Raw genomic sequence first — 18,879 nt, 5'->3', positions numbered from 1 at the left:
TTCTGCTTCCATGACAACCAGTGATCTCACCCGTCTGTTCAATCCCGAGTCGATCGTGGTGGTCGGCGCGTCGGAAAAACCCGGAAGCCTCGGCAACTGGGTGGTGAAGAACCTCCTCGAACATTCCGACTTCGACGGGGCGCTGCACCTGGTGAACCCGAAGAGGAACGTGATCGAGGGGATCACCGCGCTTCCCGACGTAGCCTCGCTACCCGCACCCGTCGATGTGGCGATCGTCGCGGTCCCTGCCTCGCACGTCCTCGCAGCACTGGAAGAATGTGGCGGCAGAAACGTCTCGTTCGCCCTCGTGTTGACCTCGGGGTTCGCAGAAACGGGAGATTCCGGGACTGCAGACCAACACAAGATCGGTGACATCGCACGTCGGACCGGGATGCGAGTCATCGGCCCGAACTGCCCCGGGCTGTGCAATATAGTCGACAACATCGGAATGACGTTCTCGCCGTCCTTCCGTAACGACCGCAGCGTCGGACCGATCGGACTGGCAACCCACGGAGGGGGTCTGGGCCGAAACATGCTTCAGGCCGGAGCCAGAGGTGCAGGCGTCTCACTCTGGGCGTCCCTCGGCAACGCCGCTGATCTCGATGTTCCCGATGTCATCGAGTACTTCTCGAGCGACCCCCGCATCTCGGTCATCGCGACGTTGCTCGAAGGAATTGCCGACGGCCCCGCCTTGATTCGAGCACTACGCACAGCTGCCGCAGCAGCCAAACCCGTGGTGACTCTCAAGGTCGGACGATCGGATTACGGTGCCCGAGCGGTTCAGTCGCACACCGCAGCGATCGCAGGCTCTGCGGTGGTCAATTCAGCAGTCCTGCAACAACTCGGCGTGGTCGAGGTCGATGACACGGACGAGCTCATGGACGTCGCCTGGCTCTTGTCGAGAGCACAGCCTGCTCCGTCGACCCGGGTTGCGATCTGGGGCGCGTCGGGGGGCGCACTGTCTCTGTGCGCCGACCACGTGGGACAAGCCGGCCTGACACTTGCCGAGCTCCACGACGATACCGTCCACCGACTGACCGCCCTGCTCCCCAGCTTCGCTTCGACGGTCAACCCGGTCGACATCACCGCCGCTGCGATCGCCGACTCGTCGATCGAACAACGGAGTTTGGAGATCCTCGCCGAAGATCCAGGAGTCGACGTGATTCTGGCTCCCTTGGCGTTGGATTACGGCGAGCGCACCGCAGGGACCGCGCACAGCATTGCGGCGGTTCAGAAGCTGGTCGCCGTTCCGATCGTTCCCATCTGGATGAGCGACGTGCACGGCAAGGGATACGAGATCCTCGCCGACGCCGGGTTCTGTAGCCCACGGGGACTGTCGAAAGGGGTTCTCGCAGTTGCGCGGTGGGCCGAGTATGGGCGCTGGCGCGCTGCAGAGACCAGCTCGCCTGGTCCGGCTCCCCTCGCAGTGGAACCCGAGCGAGACGAACGCGAACTGTCGAACTCGGTCGCGACCGAACCGGAGGCGAAAGCGTGGCTCTCCGAGCACGGGGTCACCGTTCCTCGGGGGTTCACCGTGCACGACGACAAGGGCGTTCGTACTGCGATGAACGACCTTCGGGCACCCGTCGTCGCCAAGGTGGTGAGCACCGACCTGGCCCACAAAACGGACGTCGGCGGTGTCGTCGTCGGATTACAGGACGCCGAGTCTGCGTGCCGAGCGAGAGAGGACATCCTCGCCGCAGTCGCGGCCGAGGCTCCGGAAGCATCTGTTCGGGGCATTCTCATCGAGGAGATGATCACCGGCGATTCGGTGGAGATGATCGTGGGTGTGCACCGCGATCCCGTGTTCGGGCACCTCATCACCGTGGGTGCCGGTGGAGTATTCGTCGAATTGCTGAACGACACTGCTCGTCACCTTGTGCCTCTCGATCGCACCACGGCGTCGAAATTGATCGAGTCTCTGCGGATGTACCCGATTCTGACGGGGATTCGTGGCGGCGCAACCTACGACGTCGACGCGCTCGCCGACTTGCTGGTCTCGGTCTCCGATTGCGTGAGTGCCCATCGCAGCAGCATCGAAGAGATCGACCTCAATCCTGTCGTCGTGCGGCCTGCGGGTTCGTCGGGGCCGGGCGCGGTCGCACTGGACGCACTCGTGGTGACGACGACCTCGGCGAAAAGCCGGGCATGACAATGCCTCTGGACGGCGTTGTCGTCGTCGACTTCACGGAGTTGCTGCCCGGCCCCTTCCTGACGCAGGCGCTGGTGGACTTGGGAGCCAGGGTCATCAAGATCGAGCGCCCTGGCGGAGACAATGCCCGGCACCTCGGTGCGGGAGCATTCGCGGCGGTCAACCGCGGCAAAGAGATGCGGACTCTCGACCTGAAGTCCGACGCCGACGTCGAGGTTGCGTGGACCTTGTTGGCAGACGCGGACATCATGCTCGAGGGCTACCGCCCCGGGGTGATGGCGAAATTGGGTCTCGGACCGGACACTGTTCGCGCGCGGTTGCCACGGCTGGTCTATCTGTCGCTGTCGGGGTACGGGCAACTGGGGCCGCTCGCGCAGACCCCCGGCCACGACATCGACTACGCGGCCCGATCAGGAGTGCTGGCCCTGGCTGGGGAAGTCGGACGCGACCCCGCCTGGGGCCCCGGCGTTCCGGTGGGTGACCTCGCGGCAGCGACCTACGGCGTCGGCTCCGTTCTTGCCGGACTCGTCGCACGGGAGAGAACGGGTCAAGGATGCTACATCGATCTCGCTATCCGAGACTGCCTGGCACACTGGCTGAATCCTCGGCTGGGTGCGTTCGCGGGAGATCGAGTGGAGAGTCTCGCCGAGCAACGTGTGGCTGCCCTGGAGCGGCCCGCATACGGAGTGTTTCGCTGCAGCGACAATACACTGATCACGGTGGCAGCCATCGAGGACCACTTCTGGAGCAGACTGGTGGAGATCCTCATATCGGACGAATGGGCAGGTCCTCGATACGCCACGTTCTCGGCCCGGTCACTGTGCGCCGAAGAGATCAACGATGCTCTTGCACTGCACTTCTCGACAATGACGAGCACCGACGCGCTGCAGCTGCTGGCGAGATCGGGGGTGCCCTCGTCCCCGGTGCTCGCGCCCGGTGCTGCGGTCGAGTCGGTACGAGAGAGGAGCACCTCCCTGGTGGTCGACGACCCCACGGCCGGCCCGCTGGTCCGGTTTCCGGCGCTGTTCGATCATGGGACGCGCACCTGAAATCGGCCTATGCCGCTATACCGTCGACAAGCCCCAATATCGCGATGCGGGCAGCGTCGAGGTCGACGTCCTTCTGGTCGACGAGGAACTGCAGGGCCGACCCTCGCAGTACACCTTCGAGGACGACGGCGTAGCCGGCCGGATCGACGCTGTCTCGGATCGTTCCGTCTCGCTGACCTCGGGCAAGCAGTTCGCCGAATTCCGAACGCATCACCGCAAAGCTCTCCTGCACCGCTCGCCTGATCTCGGGCGCTTCACTGATCGACTCGGTGGCCAACACCAACATCGCTTGTGCAGGAATCGGATTGACTGCCAACCTGCCCAAGTACGAGCTCAACACGTTACGCAGTGCATCGATACCGGCGACGTCGTCGCCGATCAACTCTTCCGTATCAGCGTGATAGCGGTCCTGCACCGCGTGAATCACGCTCTCCATCAACGCCGACTTGGTTCCGAAGTGGTAACCGATGAGCCCTCGACTCACGCCGGCCTCTTGCTGGATGCGCGTGAACGTCGCGTTTCGGAAGCCCTCGTTGACGAGGATCGACAGGGTCGCATCGATCAACGCGGACCGAGCATTCGAGCTGCGTTCTTCCTGAGTCATCGAGCGTTTCCCGTTGTCTTTGCTTCGCGTGTCTGTGGTTGCCATCTCCAACAATCCTAAGGTCGTTCCGCCCCTCGCCCCGAGCCTGCCATGAAATCGCGTCGACTAGGTGCTCTCACGCATTGCAGTGGCGACATTCGCCATCGACGTGGCCGAAACCGGGGCAGATGGATACAGCGCAATCCGATTCCACACCCCGTCGACACGCTCGCGGAGAGCACCCGCCAGCTCGTGCTCGGGGGCAACGACGCCGATCGTGGTCGTGACCTCGTCGTCGATCAGCGATGTCATCACGTCCCATCGTCGGCAATCATCGGTCTTCGAGAGGCGGTGCAACTCTTCTCCGAGTGCGTCCCAGCCGTGCAATGCCAACACCGGTCTATATGCCGGGGTGCTGCCGTGAAAAGCGATCTGACGGCGCAAAGCCTGGACCGAAGCCTCGAACGCCTCATCGGAGGATCCCGTGGCAATGAGGATTCCGCCGCTGATTTCGTACGACTCGTCGGCGCGGGCACTCGCTCGCCGAGCCTCGAAGACCCTGGGTAGCAACACTTCCGACAGGTATCGACGGGTCGTGAACGGATGCACCAGCAGTCCATCACCAACTCTGCCTGCAACGCGCGTCATAGCCGGCCCGACAGCGGCCACCAAGATCTTCGGGGGACCGAAGGGCATGTCTCGTCGGAAAGTCGAGTTCATCAGCGTGTGTCGATAGAACTGTCCACGAAAGTCGAGCGTGTCACCGGTTTCCCAGCAAGCCCAGATTGCACGAACGGCGTCGACGAACTCCTCCATTCGGTGGGTCGGACGGCTCCACGGCATACCGAAGCGATGTTCGATGTGCGATCTGATCTGACTGCCCAGACCCAGGACGAACCGTCCTCGCGACAGGGTCGCCAGGTCTGCGGCCGCAATTGCCGTGCTCATGGGGTTGCGCGCGAACGCCACCGTCACCGCGCTGGTCAGCCTGATCTGCGATGTTGCCGTGCAGGCGACCGTGAGCTGTACCAGCGGATCGTGGCGCGCCTCGATGGCTTGAATGCCCGCATAGGGCACCTGTTCGGCGTACCTGCAGACAGATTGGAGCTCATCCTGATCGACCAGATCACCGAGGCGAAAGTCCACTGGTATGCCCATCGTTCGATCTTGTCATTTTACTTGCTGTCTGTACAGCAAGTTGCTAACTTGAAGTGGCGTGCCGGCCATCGTGGGGAAACGAATTGCCACCGAAGTTCGTTCCGGTCGCATGCGCACTTCGTTCTCTACCAACACTTCACCGAATTTCCTCGCGCAGAGAGAAGACTACGAATGCACACAGACGATCAGCCCCTGTCGGGAATGAAATGTCGTCTCTGCGGAACGATCTCCGTTCCCGTCCAGACCTTCGGTTGCGAGCGCTGCGGAAGCGTCTCACCCGACTTCATGCCCACAGCGCTGTCCGGAAACGGTCGGGTGCGGTCCGCGGTGACAGTCAGCGAACATCCCAACAAATCTCTGTCGACCCCGCTCGCCATCGGGACGGTAGTTCTGGACGAGGGAATTGCGGTGCGGTCTCGACTCGAACCGGACTGCCGCGCGGGCGACCGTGTCGAAGCACGGGCAGCACACGGCGCAGTGGTCTTCTGCAAGACGGAGGGCGAACAGTGAGTCGCGAGAATCTGAGTACCTTGCGCCCGGTGTACGTCGTCGGAATCGGCCTGCATCCATACCAGCGTAAGTCGGACACCAGCTTCGTCGATCTCGGTCTCACTGCAGTCCGAGCGGCTCTCGACGACGCCGGGGTGCCGTGGAGCTCCGTCGACGCTGCCTATACCGGAACGACGCGGATCGGAATGGCCGTCAGCCGACCGATCCTCCGTCATCTCGGAGTCACCGGAATTCCGATGACGCAGGTGGAGAACGCATCTGCGTCCGGTTCCTCGGCCTTCCGGTGTGCCATCCGCGATGTCGCGGCCGGCTTCGCCGACGTGGTTCTGGCTGCCGGGGTCGACAAGGTCGGCGCAAGCGTTCGGGCGGAAAGCCTCACCGGCGTAGCGTCCTTGGACGATGGGATCCTCACACCGCCGGTGCATTACGCACTTCTCGCAGAGGAATACCTCAGCACCCGCCGCGCCGACGTCTCCGACTTGGCCCGAGTGGCGGTGAAGAACCACAACAACGCGGCCAAGAACCCCTTCGCGCAACGGCAAACTGTACGAACTCTGGACGAGATACTCGAGGATCGCCCGATTGCCGGGGCACTGACACGGTTGCAATGCTGCCCCGTCGGTGAAGGTGCCTCCGCCGTGATCGTCGTATCCGAGGATGCGATCGATCGCCTCGAACTGGACAGAAGCAGAGCCGTTCGCGTTCTGGCGAGCGCCCAGCGATCGGAAGAGCTCTACGGTACGAAGAGCCACGACGTCGAATTGACGCGAGTGACCACGTCGGAGGCGCTGGCCGAGGCCGGCATCGGCGCTGACGATCTGGACGTCGTCGAACTGCACGATGCGTTCACGATCGAGGAACTTCAGTATGTCGAGGCGATGGGTATCTGCCCGGAGGGACAGGCTCCCGGTCGCCTGCGCGATGGTGAATTCGACATCGGTGGCGCAGTCGCTATCAGCCCGTCCGGCGGACTCCTGGGAATGGGCCACCCGGTCGGACCCACGGGCGTAGGGCAGATCGTCGAGATCACACGACAACTACGCGGTGAGGCGGGAGAACGCCAGCAACCGTCGGCGCAGTTCGGACTCGCCCATTTGGTCGGAATCGGCGCGGTGAGTATCGCTCACGTGTTGGGTGCACCGCGATAGGACCGAACCTGCAGTGCACAGGGTGGCATGGTCGAGTCGATGTTCGTTCGACCATGCCACGCAGCACCGAAAGATCTGCGTTTCGGTGACCTACTCGTGCCCGGCCACGGTGGCGACGTCCGGCCACGTGACCGGGCAGTGCCCGGCCACCAGTCGCGCGCCCTCGGCTGCCGCCATCTCGATCAACCGATCGTGTGAGAGCCGAACCAGCGGAGCATCTTCCGGTACTGCATGGGTCCCGACCAGACGGTCCTCGTCGATGCCTGCCTGCAGATCGATGGCGTCCATCGTGAAAATCCAGGTTCCGGATTTCGCCATCCGAACCCGATACGACATGTGGCCCGGCGTGTGCCCCGGCGTGGAGATCGCATCGATACCCGGTGCCAACTCCGCATCACCATCGAGGATGCGCCACTTGATGTTCGGGTTCGAGTAGTCCTCACGCAGGTAGGCGTCTGCGCGCCCGGCCTTGTCCATCGCGAACTCGAGTTCGCGCCGCTGGACGAATACTTCCACACCGGCCTCGGCGAGATGTCGCAGTCCTCCCGAGTGGTCGAGATGCAGGTGCGAGATTGCGGCGAAAGCAAGGTCGTTCGGTGAGAGACCATGAGCCGCTAGGGCATCGATGAGAGGATCACCGTCGGTCGGGAAGGTGGGCGGCGCGCACGGAGCATACGAGTCGTCCGGGTCGGGTCCGCGGAACCGTCGCGCATCGGTTCCGGTGTCGAGCAGGACCCAACCGATGGAGGTCCTGACGACAATGGCACACACCGGCTCGATGAGAACGCGGTCGGAGCCGCCCTCTATCGAAATGTGTTCCGGAATCTCGTCGAACGCCAACGTCAGACAGAACATGCGTTCACAGGTAGGGGTAGTCATCGGGCATCGTCCTCACGTGAATTTTCGAGGGCCGTTACCGTCTCCAGCCTCATGGCTTTCATTGAATTTCCGCCGGCGAAGTGGAACGTTCGACCAAGTTTTTCTGACCTTACACGCAATCAACGACTGTCATCCCGCCATCGCGCGATCCCGGCTATGGATCGAGCGTTCGACTTCAGCGCTGTCAGTCCGCCAGAGTTCGATAGACCGACTCAGGATGTTGCAGCAGCGCCCATTGCCCTTTCTCCTCGGCCAGCGCACACGCCGACTCCCATTCCTTGTCCGTGACGGTGTGACCGAGAACTGTGACGTAACTGCTCCGCGTGAGTATCGGAGACGACGATGTTCCGAAACCCTCTGCGAATCCGGTCATTCCACCGTTGTTGACCCACACATGGAAGGGAGCGCCGTGGGGAACGACCGCAGCGACATCACCCAGTATGTCTGCTGCCAAGCGATCGCAGGCTTCGACCGTGGCCGGTTGATCCTCGGTCGCGAGCTGGGGCATGATTTCGACTGCATACCCCGACTCGGTACCGATCCACGACCTCTGCGTGAAGACGGTGACGTCTACCGGCTCGAGCTCACTGGGCTCTTTGCCACACACACGCAGTCCGATCGAGTGCTTGGTGGCCTGCGCGATCGCGACGAAGGCGGCGTCCGAAACGGCTTCGGTCATTCGAGTTATCTCAACACGTGCCACAGTCGGCACCTTTCATGTCGGTGTCACCGGACGCAAGGTGCCAGTGACACAAGTGGGTATGGCTTCGAGTGGCATCCGAGTGCAGTGTCGGCTCGAAAGTCTGGTTCTGTTGCGTCCTAGCCTTTGTCGAGAGACTGCACCAGTCGCCGCAGCACTTCTTTGATCGTTCGAGCCTCCGCGGGGCGGAGTTCGTTCGGCAGGTGGTCGACCTCGAGACCGGCGAGCACCGCCAATATCAGCCGCGCGTCCGTCCTCGGGCTCGAGAAGTCCATGTTCTTCAGGACGGTCTGCAACTGAATGTTCAGCGTTGCCTGCCAGGCGGCAGATGCCCGCGCCAACGCGGGACGCCGCACACCCTCCACCGTGAATTCGTATTCGGCGAGAAGCTGGAAACGCTTGTGCGTCAGCCCTTCTATGACCAATTCGGCCAACCGATCGGCCAGATCATCCGTGGTCGGGCTGTTGCCGATACTAGCGATCGTCGAGGTGACACGCGCCGTTTCGCGCTGAATGTGACGGTCGAACGCTGCCTGAATCAGGTCGTCTTTTCCCGCGAAGTAGTAACCCACGGCTCCGAGCGGTATCCCCGCTCGCGCCGCAACCACTCGCATCGACAGACCGGCAATCCCCATTTCGCTGACCACCTCGAGAGCCGCGTCCACGATGGCGTTCTTCTTTGCGACGCCGCGGCGACTCGGCGGCATCTTGCTCAGCACATCGGGCAGGTCCGCGGAGCCGTTCTCGCCGTGTTCGGTGATCGCTACCCTCCCACTGTGGACGCGTTCATCGCGCCGGACAACCAGGCACCGACGTTGTCGCCGAGCTCGGACACAGAATAGCCGCCCTCGAGAATGGCGAGAACGGGTACGCCGACATCGGCGATGGCACGACCCATCTCGTGATAGTCGGCTCGAACGAGCGCGGCATCACCACCTGGATCCCCGCGGAAGGTGTCGAAGCCCAGGGACACGACGATGACGTCGGGAGTGAACGTCGAGATTGTCGACAGCGCACCGCCGAGGAGTGCGAGATATTCCGGACCTTCGATCGCTTCTGCGAACGGAAGATTGAGCGTGGTTCCGCGTCCGTGGCCAGAGCCCGCTTCTCCCGCGTACCCGGTGAAGTAGGGATAGCTGCGATCCGGGTGACCGTGCAGCGAGGCGTAGAGCACGTCTGCACGATCGTAGAAGATGGACTGCGTCCCGTTGCCGTGATGGAAGTCGACATCGAGGATGGCAATCTTGTCGGCACCGCCATTTCGCAACGCCTGCGCGCAGATCGCGGCGTTGTTCAGATAGCTCCCGCCTCCGAACGCGTCCGCCGACACGTGGTGTCCTGGCGGCCGACACAACGCCATCGCCAGTGGAGCGCCGTCGGCGACCCGACGCATCGCGGTCAGTGCCGTATTCACCGACCCGATCGCGGCATCGAAGGTACCCGGCCCGATACCGGTGATGGTGTCGAAGCAGTACTGCCCGAAGGCCCCGGCGTCCTGGGGCTTCTTCGCGGCGACGGTCGGAGCATGCAGACCCGGGTGGCTGAACGTGTCCGCGAATACCAACTCGACGTCGTCGTCCGGGACTTCGGCCGCCGTCCAAGCCTGATCGAGGAAGTCGACGAGTGCCGTATCGTGCACGCCTCGAATGCTTTCCAGTACAGCGATATCCATGTCCGGATCGGTCATCTCGACATTCGGGTCGGCGGCGAGGGCCCGGTGGATCGAGTCCATTCGTGCGACCGTGTCGAACGCCGGAATTGCTCGACCGCACTGCACCTCGACGGGCGGGGCGTGGCCTCGATGTCTCGGACTCGTCACGACGGGAATCGAATGGGCGGCAGTGGAAGTCATCGAGTCTCCGGGGATGTGGTGATTCAGCGGTTGACGGTGGTCGGCGTGACGGGTCGCGTGCGCGCAAGGACCAGGTAGACACCTGCGGTGACGACGAGCCCTGGAATCCAGGACACGTCGGCACCCCCGAGCGCCGCGCTGAACGATCCGGTGAACCATGCGCTCGTCATGAACGGAATCCCGGTGGCGACACCGGCGAAGTAGGCGATCAGGACTTTGAGGTTCAGGCCGTAATAGGTCCAACTGACGGGGTCACGCCAGTACGGGCCGGCCTTGGCATACATGGCGGACACGTTGTACGAGCCGTGCTGGACCACGTAGTAGTCGACCAGGTTCACCGCGCCCCACGGAGTGAGCAGCAGTAGGAGCACGGACAGGAACGCCTGGAGGTTCTGTGCGTAGCTCTGATACGCAATGGTTGCCGCGGCCGTCCCGAGAACGAACGTCGGCATCATCATCAACACCCGTGTGCGGAGCGACGCGGGTACGCGAACGAAGGTGGAGAGCCCGGTGACGAGATTGAGCATCCCGCCGTAGATGTTCAGAACATTGGTGACAGCAAGGCCGGCAGCGGTCGCTGCGAGGACGACCGAACCGAGCAGGCCCCCTCCGAGTGCTGCGTCGGCACTCTGAAAGATGTCTCCGAACCCGAATTTCGCGGTGAGCAACAGGCCCAATGCGCAGACCCCCGTGGCGGAGAGAAACACACCGGCTGCGGTCCAGCCGAAGATGGCAGGCCCCGAGGTGTCCTCGGGCAGATAACGGGAGTAGTCCGACACGAAAGGTGCATAGGTCAGAGCGAAGGTGACTGCGACACCGGTGCCGGTGAGGAAGGCTCCCACCGACACGTCCTGGGACGTGGTCACCGGAGCCCCATCGCGGAGGAAGGCCGCCACGATCACGATCAGAAGTATTGCGGTCAGCGGAATCTGAGCCCACCGACACACCGCATGAATCGCGTGATAGCCGACGACAGCGATCAGCAGACTGACCACTGCCACGATCGACATGGCAACCGGTAGGGCAAGTCCGGTTGAGGCTGCCAATGCCTGCCCACCGATGATGGTGACCGACGCAGTCAGTCCCGCGTACATCAAGAAGGCGGCGATCACCGGAATGAGAGCTCCGTTGTAGCCGAACTGTCCGCGACTCTGAATCAATTGTGGGATACCGAGTCTGGCCCCTTGCACGGAGTGCAGGGCCATCAGCGCCGTACCGATCACGTTACCGACCAGCGTGGCAATCAACGCTATCCAGAAGTTGGGGACGATCGTCAGGATGACCAGCCCGAACACGGCGTTGCCCACATTGAGGTTCGCGGAAAACCATACCGCGAAAAGGTCTCGGGCACTACCTGTTCGCTCCGTGGTGGGCACCGGGTCGATGTGATGGGTTTCGAGGGCCGACGCAATGTCGGCCGACTGTGTCATTCGCTGTTCCGATCGCCGCGCTCCTCGGCGATGGAATTTCCGCCGTCGACGACGAGAACCTGGCCGGTGATGTACGACGCCGATGCCGAGGCGAGAAAGGCGACGAGCGCTGCCACCTCGTCCGGTCGACCGGAACGGCCGAGGGGGCTGGCCGCTCCCATTGCATTTTCGTGTTCGGTAGCCGAGCCCGTTGCAATCCAGCCCGGGGCAACGATATTGGCGGTGATGCCGCGGTGCGCGTTGTCGATCGCGATCGACCGCGTCAACCCCACCAGTGCTGCCTTGGCCGCGTGATACGAAGCATCTCCCCCGTAGGCCATCACCGAACCGGACACGGACCCGATGTTCACGATTCGGCCGAACTGCTGTTGCAGCATGGGCTCGAGCGCGGCGCGGGTGACGAAGAAGTTGGTGTCGAGGTTCCGTGAGATCGCGGCGTGCCACTGATCGTCGGTGGTCAGTTCGGCCGGAGTCTGTTCTTCGCTGCCGGTGGTGGCGGTCATGCCCGCGTTGTTCACCAGAACGTCGACTCGGCCGAAATGTCCGACAGCCTCGTCCACCAGTCGCTTCGCCGTCGACGAGTCGGTGAGGTCACCGATGAAGCCGATGGCCTGCGCACCGGTGTCGGTCAACTCCGCGACGCGAAGGTCGATACGTGACGACGTCGCCGCGATGACGAGCGAATGCGTGGACGCCAATGCTCGGGCGCACGCAAAGCCGATGCCGTCGGGGCCACCTGCACCCGTCACCACGGCAACGGGCCTTGCAGCATCGACCGGAGTTGAAACCATCAGGAACTACCTCCATAAGTTGAACGATCGACCAAGATTAGCTCACGCAAGCCTCCGAATCTGTTTTTTCGCAACAAACTCGAGATCAACTACTCCGATCTCGGTCTTGCTATCTTGGTCGACCGTCTCAAATTGCTGGGCTCGCGTGGCGCGAGTAGCTCACGACGGACCCGGAGCCGTCCGAGCGCGGATCCGAGGTTGCGGTCATCGACCCGTCATCGCCTACCACCACGATGTTCGACTGACCCATCGCTTCGGTATGTGCCGGCACATGTCGAATGTCCAGGCCGGTTCGGTCGAGTGACGCGTATGCCGGTGCCGGCAATCCTGGTTCGACGGAGACGGATTCCGCTGTGTTGCCGTCGAACTGGATTCCGACGATCGACCGTGGTGCAGCGACGGCCATCTCGGGGCCCACGCCGCTCAGAATCCGAAGGAGCATCTGGGCGATGATCTGCGGCTGACCCTGACCACCCATTGTCGACAGGATGTGCCGGACAGAAGTGCCCTGCGTGGTCATCGTCGGCATCAGCGTGTGGGCCGGGCGTTTTCGGGGTCCGATCACATTGGGTGAAGATTCGTCGAGGGAGAAACTGGTGCCTCGGTTCTGGAACAGGACACCGGTCTCGGGATCGATGATTCCCGATCCGAAACCTCCGTACACGCTCTGGATGAGGGACACTGCGTATCCGTCACTGTCTGCGGTGGAAATACCGACCGTGTCGCCGTGCGGCACGGGCGCGGTGTGCTCGGACACCGTTCCCAGCGTCGAGGTTGCCCGCAGGTCAGCGTGCACCAACTCCTCGACGTCCACCACGCTGCACCGCGGATCCGCAAGGTACTTCGACCGTAGGTCGTTCGCGTGGTGGAAGATTCGCATCAGGGCCCCGAGATCGTCGCCCAGCGGATCGGTCGCACCGAGTTCGTCCAGGGCACGCAACGCGCGGAGCAGAACGAAACCGTGGGTATTGGGCGGACTCGTCGAGACGGTCAATCCACGAAACGGCACCGACACCGGTTCGGTCACTTCCGGGACGAATTCGGCGAAGTCGTCCTCGGCGAGGCAGGACCCCCGACTGCGGAGGAAGGCGACTGTCCGGCGGGCCAGTGTGCCCTCGTAGAAGCTCTGCGGACCTTCCCGTCTCAGCACGCGAAACGTTTCCGCAAGTGCGGGTTGCGCGAACAGTTCTCCGGCCGAAAGGTTACGCCCACCCGGCCGGAAGACCCGGTCGAAATCCGGCATTCCGAACAGGTCGGCATGTTCGGGGTCGACGATGTGGTCTGCCAGCGATGCCGACACCGGCACTCCGACTTCGGCTGCCTCTTCGGCATCCTCCAACAAGCGTTCCCACGGCAGGCGACCGCCCAACCCGCGCATGCTCTCCCAACCGCCCACTCCCCCGGGCACCGTGATCGTCTCGACGCCGCGGAACGGTAGGTACCCCGCGCTGTGTCGAGATCGCAGCGCTTGAACGTCCGTTCTCAGTGATGCCCATCCGGACGCGTTGATGCATCGGATGACGCCGTCCGGACTGCGCACGAGGGCGATAAGATCACCTCCCAGCGCCACGTTCTGCGGATACACGACCGTCAAGGTCGCGGCAGCAGCGATGGCTGCGTCGACTGCGCTGCCGCCATCGCGGAAGACCCGCTGAGCAGCTTCTGTCGCCGATGTGTGAGGTGTGGCTGCTGCTCCGGTGAAACGCCTGGTGGCAGTCGATTCCGACACGGCCTGGACACTCCTTGCTCGAGAGTTGATGAGTGACGACGACATTCGTTCAATCGATGGTCGACAGAAATGTCTTGGTGCGTTCGTGCACCGGGTTGGAGAACAGAGTCTCCGGTGGTGCGTCCTCGATGATGCGACCGGCGTCCATGACGACGATGCGGTCGGCGACGTCGCGCGCGAACCGCATTTCGTGCGTGACTATCACCATCGTCATGTTCTCCTGGGCAAGCTCACGCATGACTGTGAGTACCTCCCCGACCATCTCGACGTCGAGCGCGCTGGTCGGTTCGTCGAAGAGCATCACCTTCGGCCGCATGGCGAGTGCACGGGCGATGGCGACTCGCTGCTGCTGGCCGCCGGAGAGCTGGCTGGGACGCGATTGCGCCTTGTCCGCCAGGCCGACCCGCTCCAACAACGCCGTCGCTTCGTCGATCGCCGTTCGCTTGGGTGTACCGAGCACGCGCACCGGGGCGTTCCAGATGTTCTCGGCCGCGGTCATGTGGGGAAAGAGGTTGAAATGCTGAAATACGAAACCGATTTCTCTTCGGCGTCGGGCAAGTTCGCTGGTACCGACCTTCTTTCGGCTGGTGAGGTCGCGATGTCCGATGGACTCACCGTCGATCAAGATCTCCCCACCGTCGATCTGCTCGAGGTGGTTCAGGGACCGGAGGAGGGTGGTCTTTCCAGCACCGGACGGTCCGATCAACACCACCACTTGGCCCCGAAGAACATCGAGGGACACATCGTCGAGAACTCGGCGACCACCGAGTGTGCAGCAGGCGTTACGGACCCGAACGATGGGCCCGGCGTCCTCGGTCGTTATTGTCATGTCGATCTCCTCGTCTGTCGTGTTCACTCGCGCGAAGACAGGGCGGCGGCTGCTCCGCGCCGTGCCCCCAACAGCCGTTGGGTGATACTCACCGGTTGTTCGATACCCACCTGACGAGCCAGCCGGTTCTCGATCGCCGACTGAATGACCGTCCATACCGTCGTCAGTGCCAGGTAGTAGATAGCCACGACGATGAATATCTCGAACGTCTGGAACGTTGCGGAGCTGATGGATTGGGTGACCTGAAACATTTCGCTGACTCCGATGACGCTCAATATCGACGTCGTCTTCATCATTCCGTTGAAGGAGTTGCCCAACGGCGGAACCATGACACGCAGCGATTGCGGCACGATGACCCACCGCATGAGCTTTCCCGGTTTCATTCCCAAGGACGCGGCAGCCTCGAACTGTCCCTTGGGAACAGCATCGAGCCCAGCGCGCACGATCTCTGCGATGTAGGCGCTCTCGTTGATCATCAATCCCAGGATGGCGGCTTGCACGGCTGCCTTCACCGAAAGTCCCAGTAAGGAAACATCATCGAACTGATAAAGACCGACGGCCGCGAAGCCGGTGTAGATCAACACCAATTGGACCAACAACGGTGTTCCCCGGATGGCCCAGATGTAGATGCCGGCCAGCCAGCGCAGTGCCGCGAAACGGGATCGTCGCATGAGGGCAACCGCCAACCCGGTGATGATGGCCAGAATCATCGCCACCACGGAGATCGAGATGGTCAACACGAGACCGTCGAGAAATCGATCCGACGGTGTGAACAGGCTCTGCCAGAAGAACTGCCAATCGAATCTCATGTGTCGACCGCCGCTATTCCTGGATGCTCAGGTCGCCCTGGCCCCACTGGTCGATGATGCTCTCGTACGTCCCGTCGGCCTGCAGTGCACTCAACGACTCGGCGATGGCGTCGTGCAGTTCGTCGTTTCCTTTGAGCGTTGCAGCACCGATCTTGATGGTGCCGAACGGTTTTCCGGCTGCCTGGATCTGCGCCGCCGTTTTGGTCTCGTAGTAGCCGAGTGTCTCGGCAGCGTCCATGTAGGCATCCATCTGCCCGTTCTGCACCTGTTGGATGGACACGTCCGCCTTGCTGTTGCGGTTGATGTCCAGCGAGGGCTTGCCCTCGGTCAGGCACGTATCGGACTGCTCCTGGGCCAGCGCCTCCGCCGTGGTCCCCACGGCGACCATGACCTTCTTGCCGCACAGACTCTCGTCCATGCCGGTGATGTCGGCGGGATCGTCTTTGCTCACGGCGATTCCCGTGCCGGAGTAGAGATACGGCACGAAATCGACGATGGCCTCGCGCTCGGGTTTGATGTAGAGCGCGGCCATGATGACGTCACACTGTCTTGCCTGCAGGGTGGGAATCAGAGCGGGGAATCCGGCCTGCACGAATTGGGCCGTCAGACCCATCTGTGCCGCGAGGGCCTCCGCGAGTTCGACTTCGCTGCCGGTCAACTCCCCGTTTTCATCGAAGAAGACACTCGGCGGGGCACCGTCGTTCGCCGCGCACACCTTCAATGTGCCGGCCTCCTGCAGTGCGGGCGGCGCCACCTTCGGGGGACCCGAGGGGGCGTTCGCTTCTGCCGAGTCCGGCGACGAGCAGCCTGTGGCCAGCAGGGCAACGACACCGGCGCCGACGAAAAATGCGGTTTTGAACACGGTTCTTCCTCCAGATCGGGCGGGAACGAGAACTCCTGTCACCCGTCGTCTATCAGTCGATAGGGGGTGACTATCAAACGATAGGCCGACTCTGTGTCAACCGGGTTACGAATTGTGTCAATTGCGCGAAATTGGTCAGCGAGAGGTGCGTCGGTGTCGTCAGCCGACTGTTGCGCCCTCGAGTTCGTCCAGTCGACGACGCGTCGCTTCTCGTATCGCCGGCAGCGCAGACGGATTCACCAGTACTGCGCGCAGTACGAAATCGCCCGCCTGCAGCGGACGCGCATGGCGAACGGGCCCATTCGGCCCACCTTGTTCCCGCAACGTCTCGAACAACACTCCGTTGACAGCTCGCTGCACGAAACTCGGCTCCACGTCGACGAATTCACCGGACTGCTGACCGCCGACGATCAGCCCCTGCATCAGTTCGTGAAACAGGGCTATGCCCTCGCGCTCGGCTTCGAACTCGGGTTGCGTCAGAACGGCATCCTGATAGAGCCCGCGCGAGTCGAAGGTTTGCAACAGTGACACTCGAACATCTCCGGCGACCGTCAGGTGCAGCTTCTCCGCCCAGGTGCTGTCCTCGGCCAAACGGCACTGCAGGCGGTGGATCGCCGCGCCGAGATCCATCTCGACCAGTGCGCGAAAGACTGCGTGTTTGGCCTCGAAGTGATGAAAGAGCGACGGCTGACGAATGTGCACGGCCTCGGCGATGTCACGCGTGGACGTACCGAAGTAGCCGCGCTGCGCGAACAGCGAGGCCGCCGCCAACAGGATCCTTCCACGCGTGGACGACCATTCCACCGCGGCTGGTCGCCACTCGCCTCCGTACGTCACGCGATCAACCTTTGCCTTCGACGGCGTGCACGTCAAACCCAGCGTCCGATGGTGATCGGGGCCGGGCAGCCTCAGCGGAGCCGCGCGCAGACCATGGCGATCACACCCGGTCGTCCTCCGCGGCGTCGAGCAGCAGCAGATGCGTAGCACCGCGGGGCCGGAGGTACGCGAAGTAGTACGCGTATCCCGCGGCGACGACGCCCAGTGCGATACCCAGACTCAACCATTGCTCCGGATCCATCACCCCGATCACGACGACACCGACGATCACGGCCAGCGCCACCAGTGCCGGCAACGGCCACAACGGCATTCGGAACAGGTCCGGGTGCTCCAGGCCTCGTTGCCGACGTACGACGAGAGCCGACAGCGCGATGAAGGCGAATCCGACGACCACTGTGGATCCTGTCGCGTTGAACAACAGCGTCGACGGCATCAGGCAGCAGGCACCCGAGATCACCCCCATCACGATCGTTGCCACTCGCGGCATACTGACGGACCCGGAGACACGGGAAAGCGGCTTTGCCAATACAGCAGGCAGCGCCTGGTCACGGGCAGCTGCGAACAGCAGCCGACCGGCCTGCAAACCGAGAGCGATGTTGGCGTTCAGGATTGCCAAAGCCATTGTCAGCAGCACGAATACGGCGACGGCATGACCGGCTCGTTGCTCGAGGAATTCCTGGACCGGCAGGTCCGAACCGACGAGACCTTCTATCGAGTCCGCTCCCAGCATCACCGATACGAGTGGCACCAGCTCCACCACCACCGTGATCAACGCGGAATACAACACCGCCCGTGCGACGTTCCGCCGCGGGTTCCTGGTCTCCTCGGCGAAATACACTGCGCCGCCGTATCCGAACTGAGACAGCACTCCCTGCGTGACGACGAGCACCAGACCCGCGATGCCGATGGGGGCAAGAGCCCCGCTCGAGTCCAGCGCCTGCGGGTTCAGAAGATCGGTGACCGGGCGTTCGATGTGCACCAGGCCCAAGGCGGTGAGCAAAACCAACGATGCCATCTCGACGAACAGAAACGACCCCGTGACCCACGCGTTGGTACGAATGTTCAGGCAGGCCACCACAGTTGCGATGAGTGTGACGATCAGTGCTGTGACGAGTGGATCGGCTCCGGCGATCGCGACGCCGAGGTAGTCGGCGACGCCGAGTGCGAATATGGCCTGCGCCAACGGAAGACCGACGAGCCCGAGGAAGAAGACTGCAACCCCCGACGCCGGACCCAGTGTTCTACTGACCATCGCATAGTCACCACCGGCGACAGGGTGCCGAGAACCGAGCTCGGCGTAGCACAATGCGATGAGGAGGCTGATGACGCCACCGATGAGAAATCCCCAGAACACCCCGGTTCCGTACGCCGTCAGCGCGGCTCCACCGAGGATGAACACGCTCGCCGCAGGCGAAATCGACGAGAGGGTGAGCATGACGTTGCCGCTGACGCCCAAGGAACGCGCCAGTTCCTTGTCGTAGGTGCCCGGCACGCCGACGGGCGGACCGGAGCGCGCATCGGCTGCAAGTGAACGATGGGGAGTTTCGGGCATGACACGGCC

The 18,879-nt window shown here is 62.9% G+C and carries 18 protein-coding genes; 4 read left to right on the top strand and 14 right to left on the bottom strand.

All coding sequences use genetic code 11. The features are described from left to right. The first annotated feature begins 10 nt into the window (after positions 1 to 10). Both ASG84_RS07870 and ASG84_RS07865 read left to right on the top strand, forming a co-directional pair. Positions 11 to 2,152, top strand: coding sequence for an acetate--CoA ligase family protein (locus tag ASG84_RS07870; RefSeq protein ID WP_057476451.1), 2,142 nt, complete (start codon positions 11 to 13; stop codon positions 2,150 to 2,152). Continuing rightward, positions 2,149 to 3,201, top strand: a complete 1,053-nt coding sequence (locus tag ASG84_RS07865) for a CaiB/BaiF CoA transferase family protein (protein WP_082520856.1) — start codon at positions 2,149 to 2,151, stop codon at positions 3,199 to 3,201. Before ASG84_RS07870 ends, ASG84_RS07865 begins: the two co-directional genes overlap by 4 nt. 7 nt (positions 3,202 to 3,208) lie before the next feature. On the opposite strand, the gene ASG84_RS07860 is transcribed toward ASG84_RS07865, so the two are convergent. Continuing rightward, positions 3,209 to 3,850 carry a TetR/AcrR family transcriptional regulator gene (locus ASG84_RS07860; RefSeq protein WP_057476450.1) on the bottom strand — a complete coding sequence of 214 codons (642 nt, stop codon included), beginning with the start codon at positions 3,848 to 3,850 and terminating at the stop codon, positions 3,209 to 3,211. A 60-nt stretch (positions 3,851 to 3,910) separates the two neighbouring features. Next, positions 3,911 to 4,942, bottom strand: coding sequence for a TIGR03617 family F420-dependent LLM class oxidoreductase (locus ASG84_RS07855; protein WP_082520855.1), 1,032 nt, complete (start codon positions 4,940 to 4,942; stop codon positions 3,911 to 3,913). 171 nt (positions 4,943 to 5,113) lie between these two features. On the opposite strand from ASG84_RS07855, the gene ASG84_RS07850 reads away from it, so the two are divergent. Continuing rightward, positions 5,114 to 5,452 (top strand): Zn-ribbon domain-containing OB-fold protein, encoded by a 339-nt coding sequence (locus tag ASG84_RS07850; protein ID WP_057476448.1) that lies wholly within the window; start codon positions 5,114 to 5,116, stop codon positions 5,450 to 5,452. Continuing rightward, positions 5,449 to 6,600, top strand: a complete 1,152-nt coding sequence (locus tag ASG84_RS07845) for a thiolase family protein (RefSeq protein ID WP_235581584.1) — start codon at positions 5,449 to 5,451, stop codon at positions 6,598 to 6,600. The genes ASG84_RS07850 and ASG84_RS07845 overlap by 4 nt, the downstream gene beginning before the upstream one ends. Positions 6,601 to 6,690: 90 nt before the next feature. Here ASG84_RS07845 and ASG84_RS07840 read toward each other — a convergent pair whose 3' ends face one another. The 12 genes from ASG84_RS07840 to ASG84_RS07780 all read right to left on the bottom strand — a co-directional run bounded on the left by ASG84_RS07840 (position 6,691) and on the right by ASG84_RS07780 (position 18,870). After that, positions 6,691 to 7,479 carry an N-acyl homoserine lactonase family protein gene (locus ASG84_RS07840; RefSeq protein ID WP_082520854.1) on the bottom strand — a complete coding sequence of 263 codons (789 nt, stop codon included), beginning with the start codon at positions 7,477 to 7,479 and terminating at the stop codon, positions 6,691 to 6,693. A 184-nt stretch (positions 7,480 to 7,663) separates the two neighbouring features. Next, positions 7,664 to 8,158: a hypothetical protein gene (locus ASG84_RS07835; RefSeq protein WP_057476446.1), complete on the bottom strand. Its 495-nt coding sequence runs from the start codon at positions 8,156 to 8,158 to the stop codon at positions 7,664 to 7,666. 140 nt (positions 8,159 to 8,298) lie between these two features. Continuing rightward, complete coding sequence (locus ASG84_RS07830) at positions 8,299 to 8,886, bottom strand: TetR/AcrR family transcriptional regulator (RefSeq protein WP_156399422.1); 588 nt, start codon at positions 8,884 to 8,886, stop codon at positions 8,299 to 8,301. A 56-nt stretch (positions 8,887 to 8,942) separates the two neighbouring features. After that, positions 8,943 to 9,911 (bottom strand): histone deacetylase family protein, encoded by a 969-nt coding sequence (locus ASG84_RS07825; RefSeq protein ID WP_162248321.1) that lies wholly within the window; start codon positions 9,909 to 9,911, stop codon positions 8,943 to 8,945. Positions 9,912 to 10,054: 143 nt separating this feature from the next. Further along, positions 10,055 to 11,461 (bottom strand): purine-cytosine permease family protein, encoded by a 1,407-nt coding sequence (locus ASG84_RS07815; RefSeq protein ID WP_057476442.1) that lies wholly within the window; start codon positions 11,459 to 11,461, stop codon positions 10,055 to 10,057. Further along, a complete protein-coding gene (locus ASG84_RS07810; protein ID WP_057476441.1) occupies positions 11,458 to 12,252 on the bottom strand; it encodes an SDR family NAD(P)-dependent oxidoreductase in 795 nt (264 codons plus the stop codon). Before ASG84_RS07810 ends, ASG84_RS07815 begins: the two co-directional genes overlap by 4 nt. A 127-nt stretch (positions 12,253 to 12,379) precedes the next feature. Next, positions 12,380 to 13,981 carry a gamma-glutamyltransferase family protein gene (locus tag ASG84_RS07805; RefSeq protein ID WP_057476540.1) on the bottom strand — a complete coding sequence of 534 codons (1,602 nt, stop codon included), beginning with the start codon at positions 13,979 to 13,981 and terminating at the stop codon, positions 12,380 to 12,382. A gap of 49 nt (positions 13,982 to 14,030) precedes the next feature. Next, positions 14,031 to 14,810, bottom strand: coding sequence for an amino acid ABC transporter ATP-binding protein (locus ASG84_RS07800; protein ID WP_057476539.1), 780 nt, complete (start codon positions 14,808 to 14,810; stop codon positions 14,031 to 14,033). 23 nt (positions 14,811 to 14,833) lie between these two features. Continuing rightward, positions 14,834 to 15,619: an amino acid ABC transporter permease gene (locus tag ASG84_RS07795; RefSeq protein ID WP_057476440.1), complete on the bottom strand. Its 786-nt coding sequence runs from the start codon at positions 15,617 to 15,619 to the stop codon at positions 14,834 to 14,836. A gap of 13 nt (positions 15,620 to 15,632) precedes the next feature. Beyond that, entirely contained in the window at positions 15,633 to 16,481 is an 849-nt protein-coding gene (locus ASG84_RS07790) for an ABC transporter substrate-binding protein (protein ID WP_057476538.1), read from the bottom strand. A gap of 159 nt (positions 16,482 to 16,640) precedes the next feature. Then, on the bottom strand, positions 16,641 to 17,318 hold the full coding sequence (locus ASG84_RS07785) for a TetR/AcrR family transcriptional regulator (protein WP_057476439.1): 678 nt from the start codon (positions 17,316 to 17,318) through the stop codon (positions 16,641 to 16,643). A gap of 100 nt (positions 17,319 to 17,418) precedes the next feature. Next, positions 17,419 to 18,870: an APC family permease gene (locus ASG84_RS07780; protein ID WP_082520851.1), complete on the bottom strand. Its 1,452-nt coding sequence runs from the start codon at positions 18,868 to 18,870 to the stop codon at positions 17,419 to 17,421. Between the last annotated feature and the right edge of the window lie 9 nt (positions 18,871 to 18,879).

Origin of the sequence: Rhodococcus sp. Leaf278, from assembly GCF_001426085.1 — a bacterium.
GTDB lineage: Bacteria > Actinomycetota > Actinomycetes > Mycobacteriales > Mycobacteriaceae > Rhodococcoides.
This window is presented reverse-complemented; position numbering and strand designations above follow the sequence as displayed.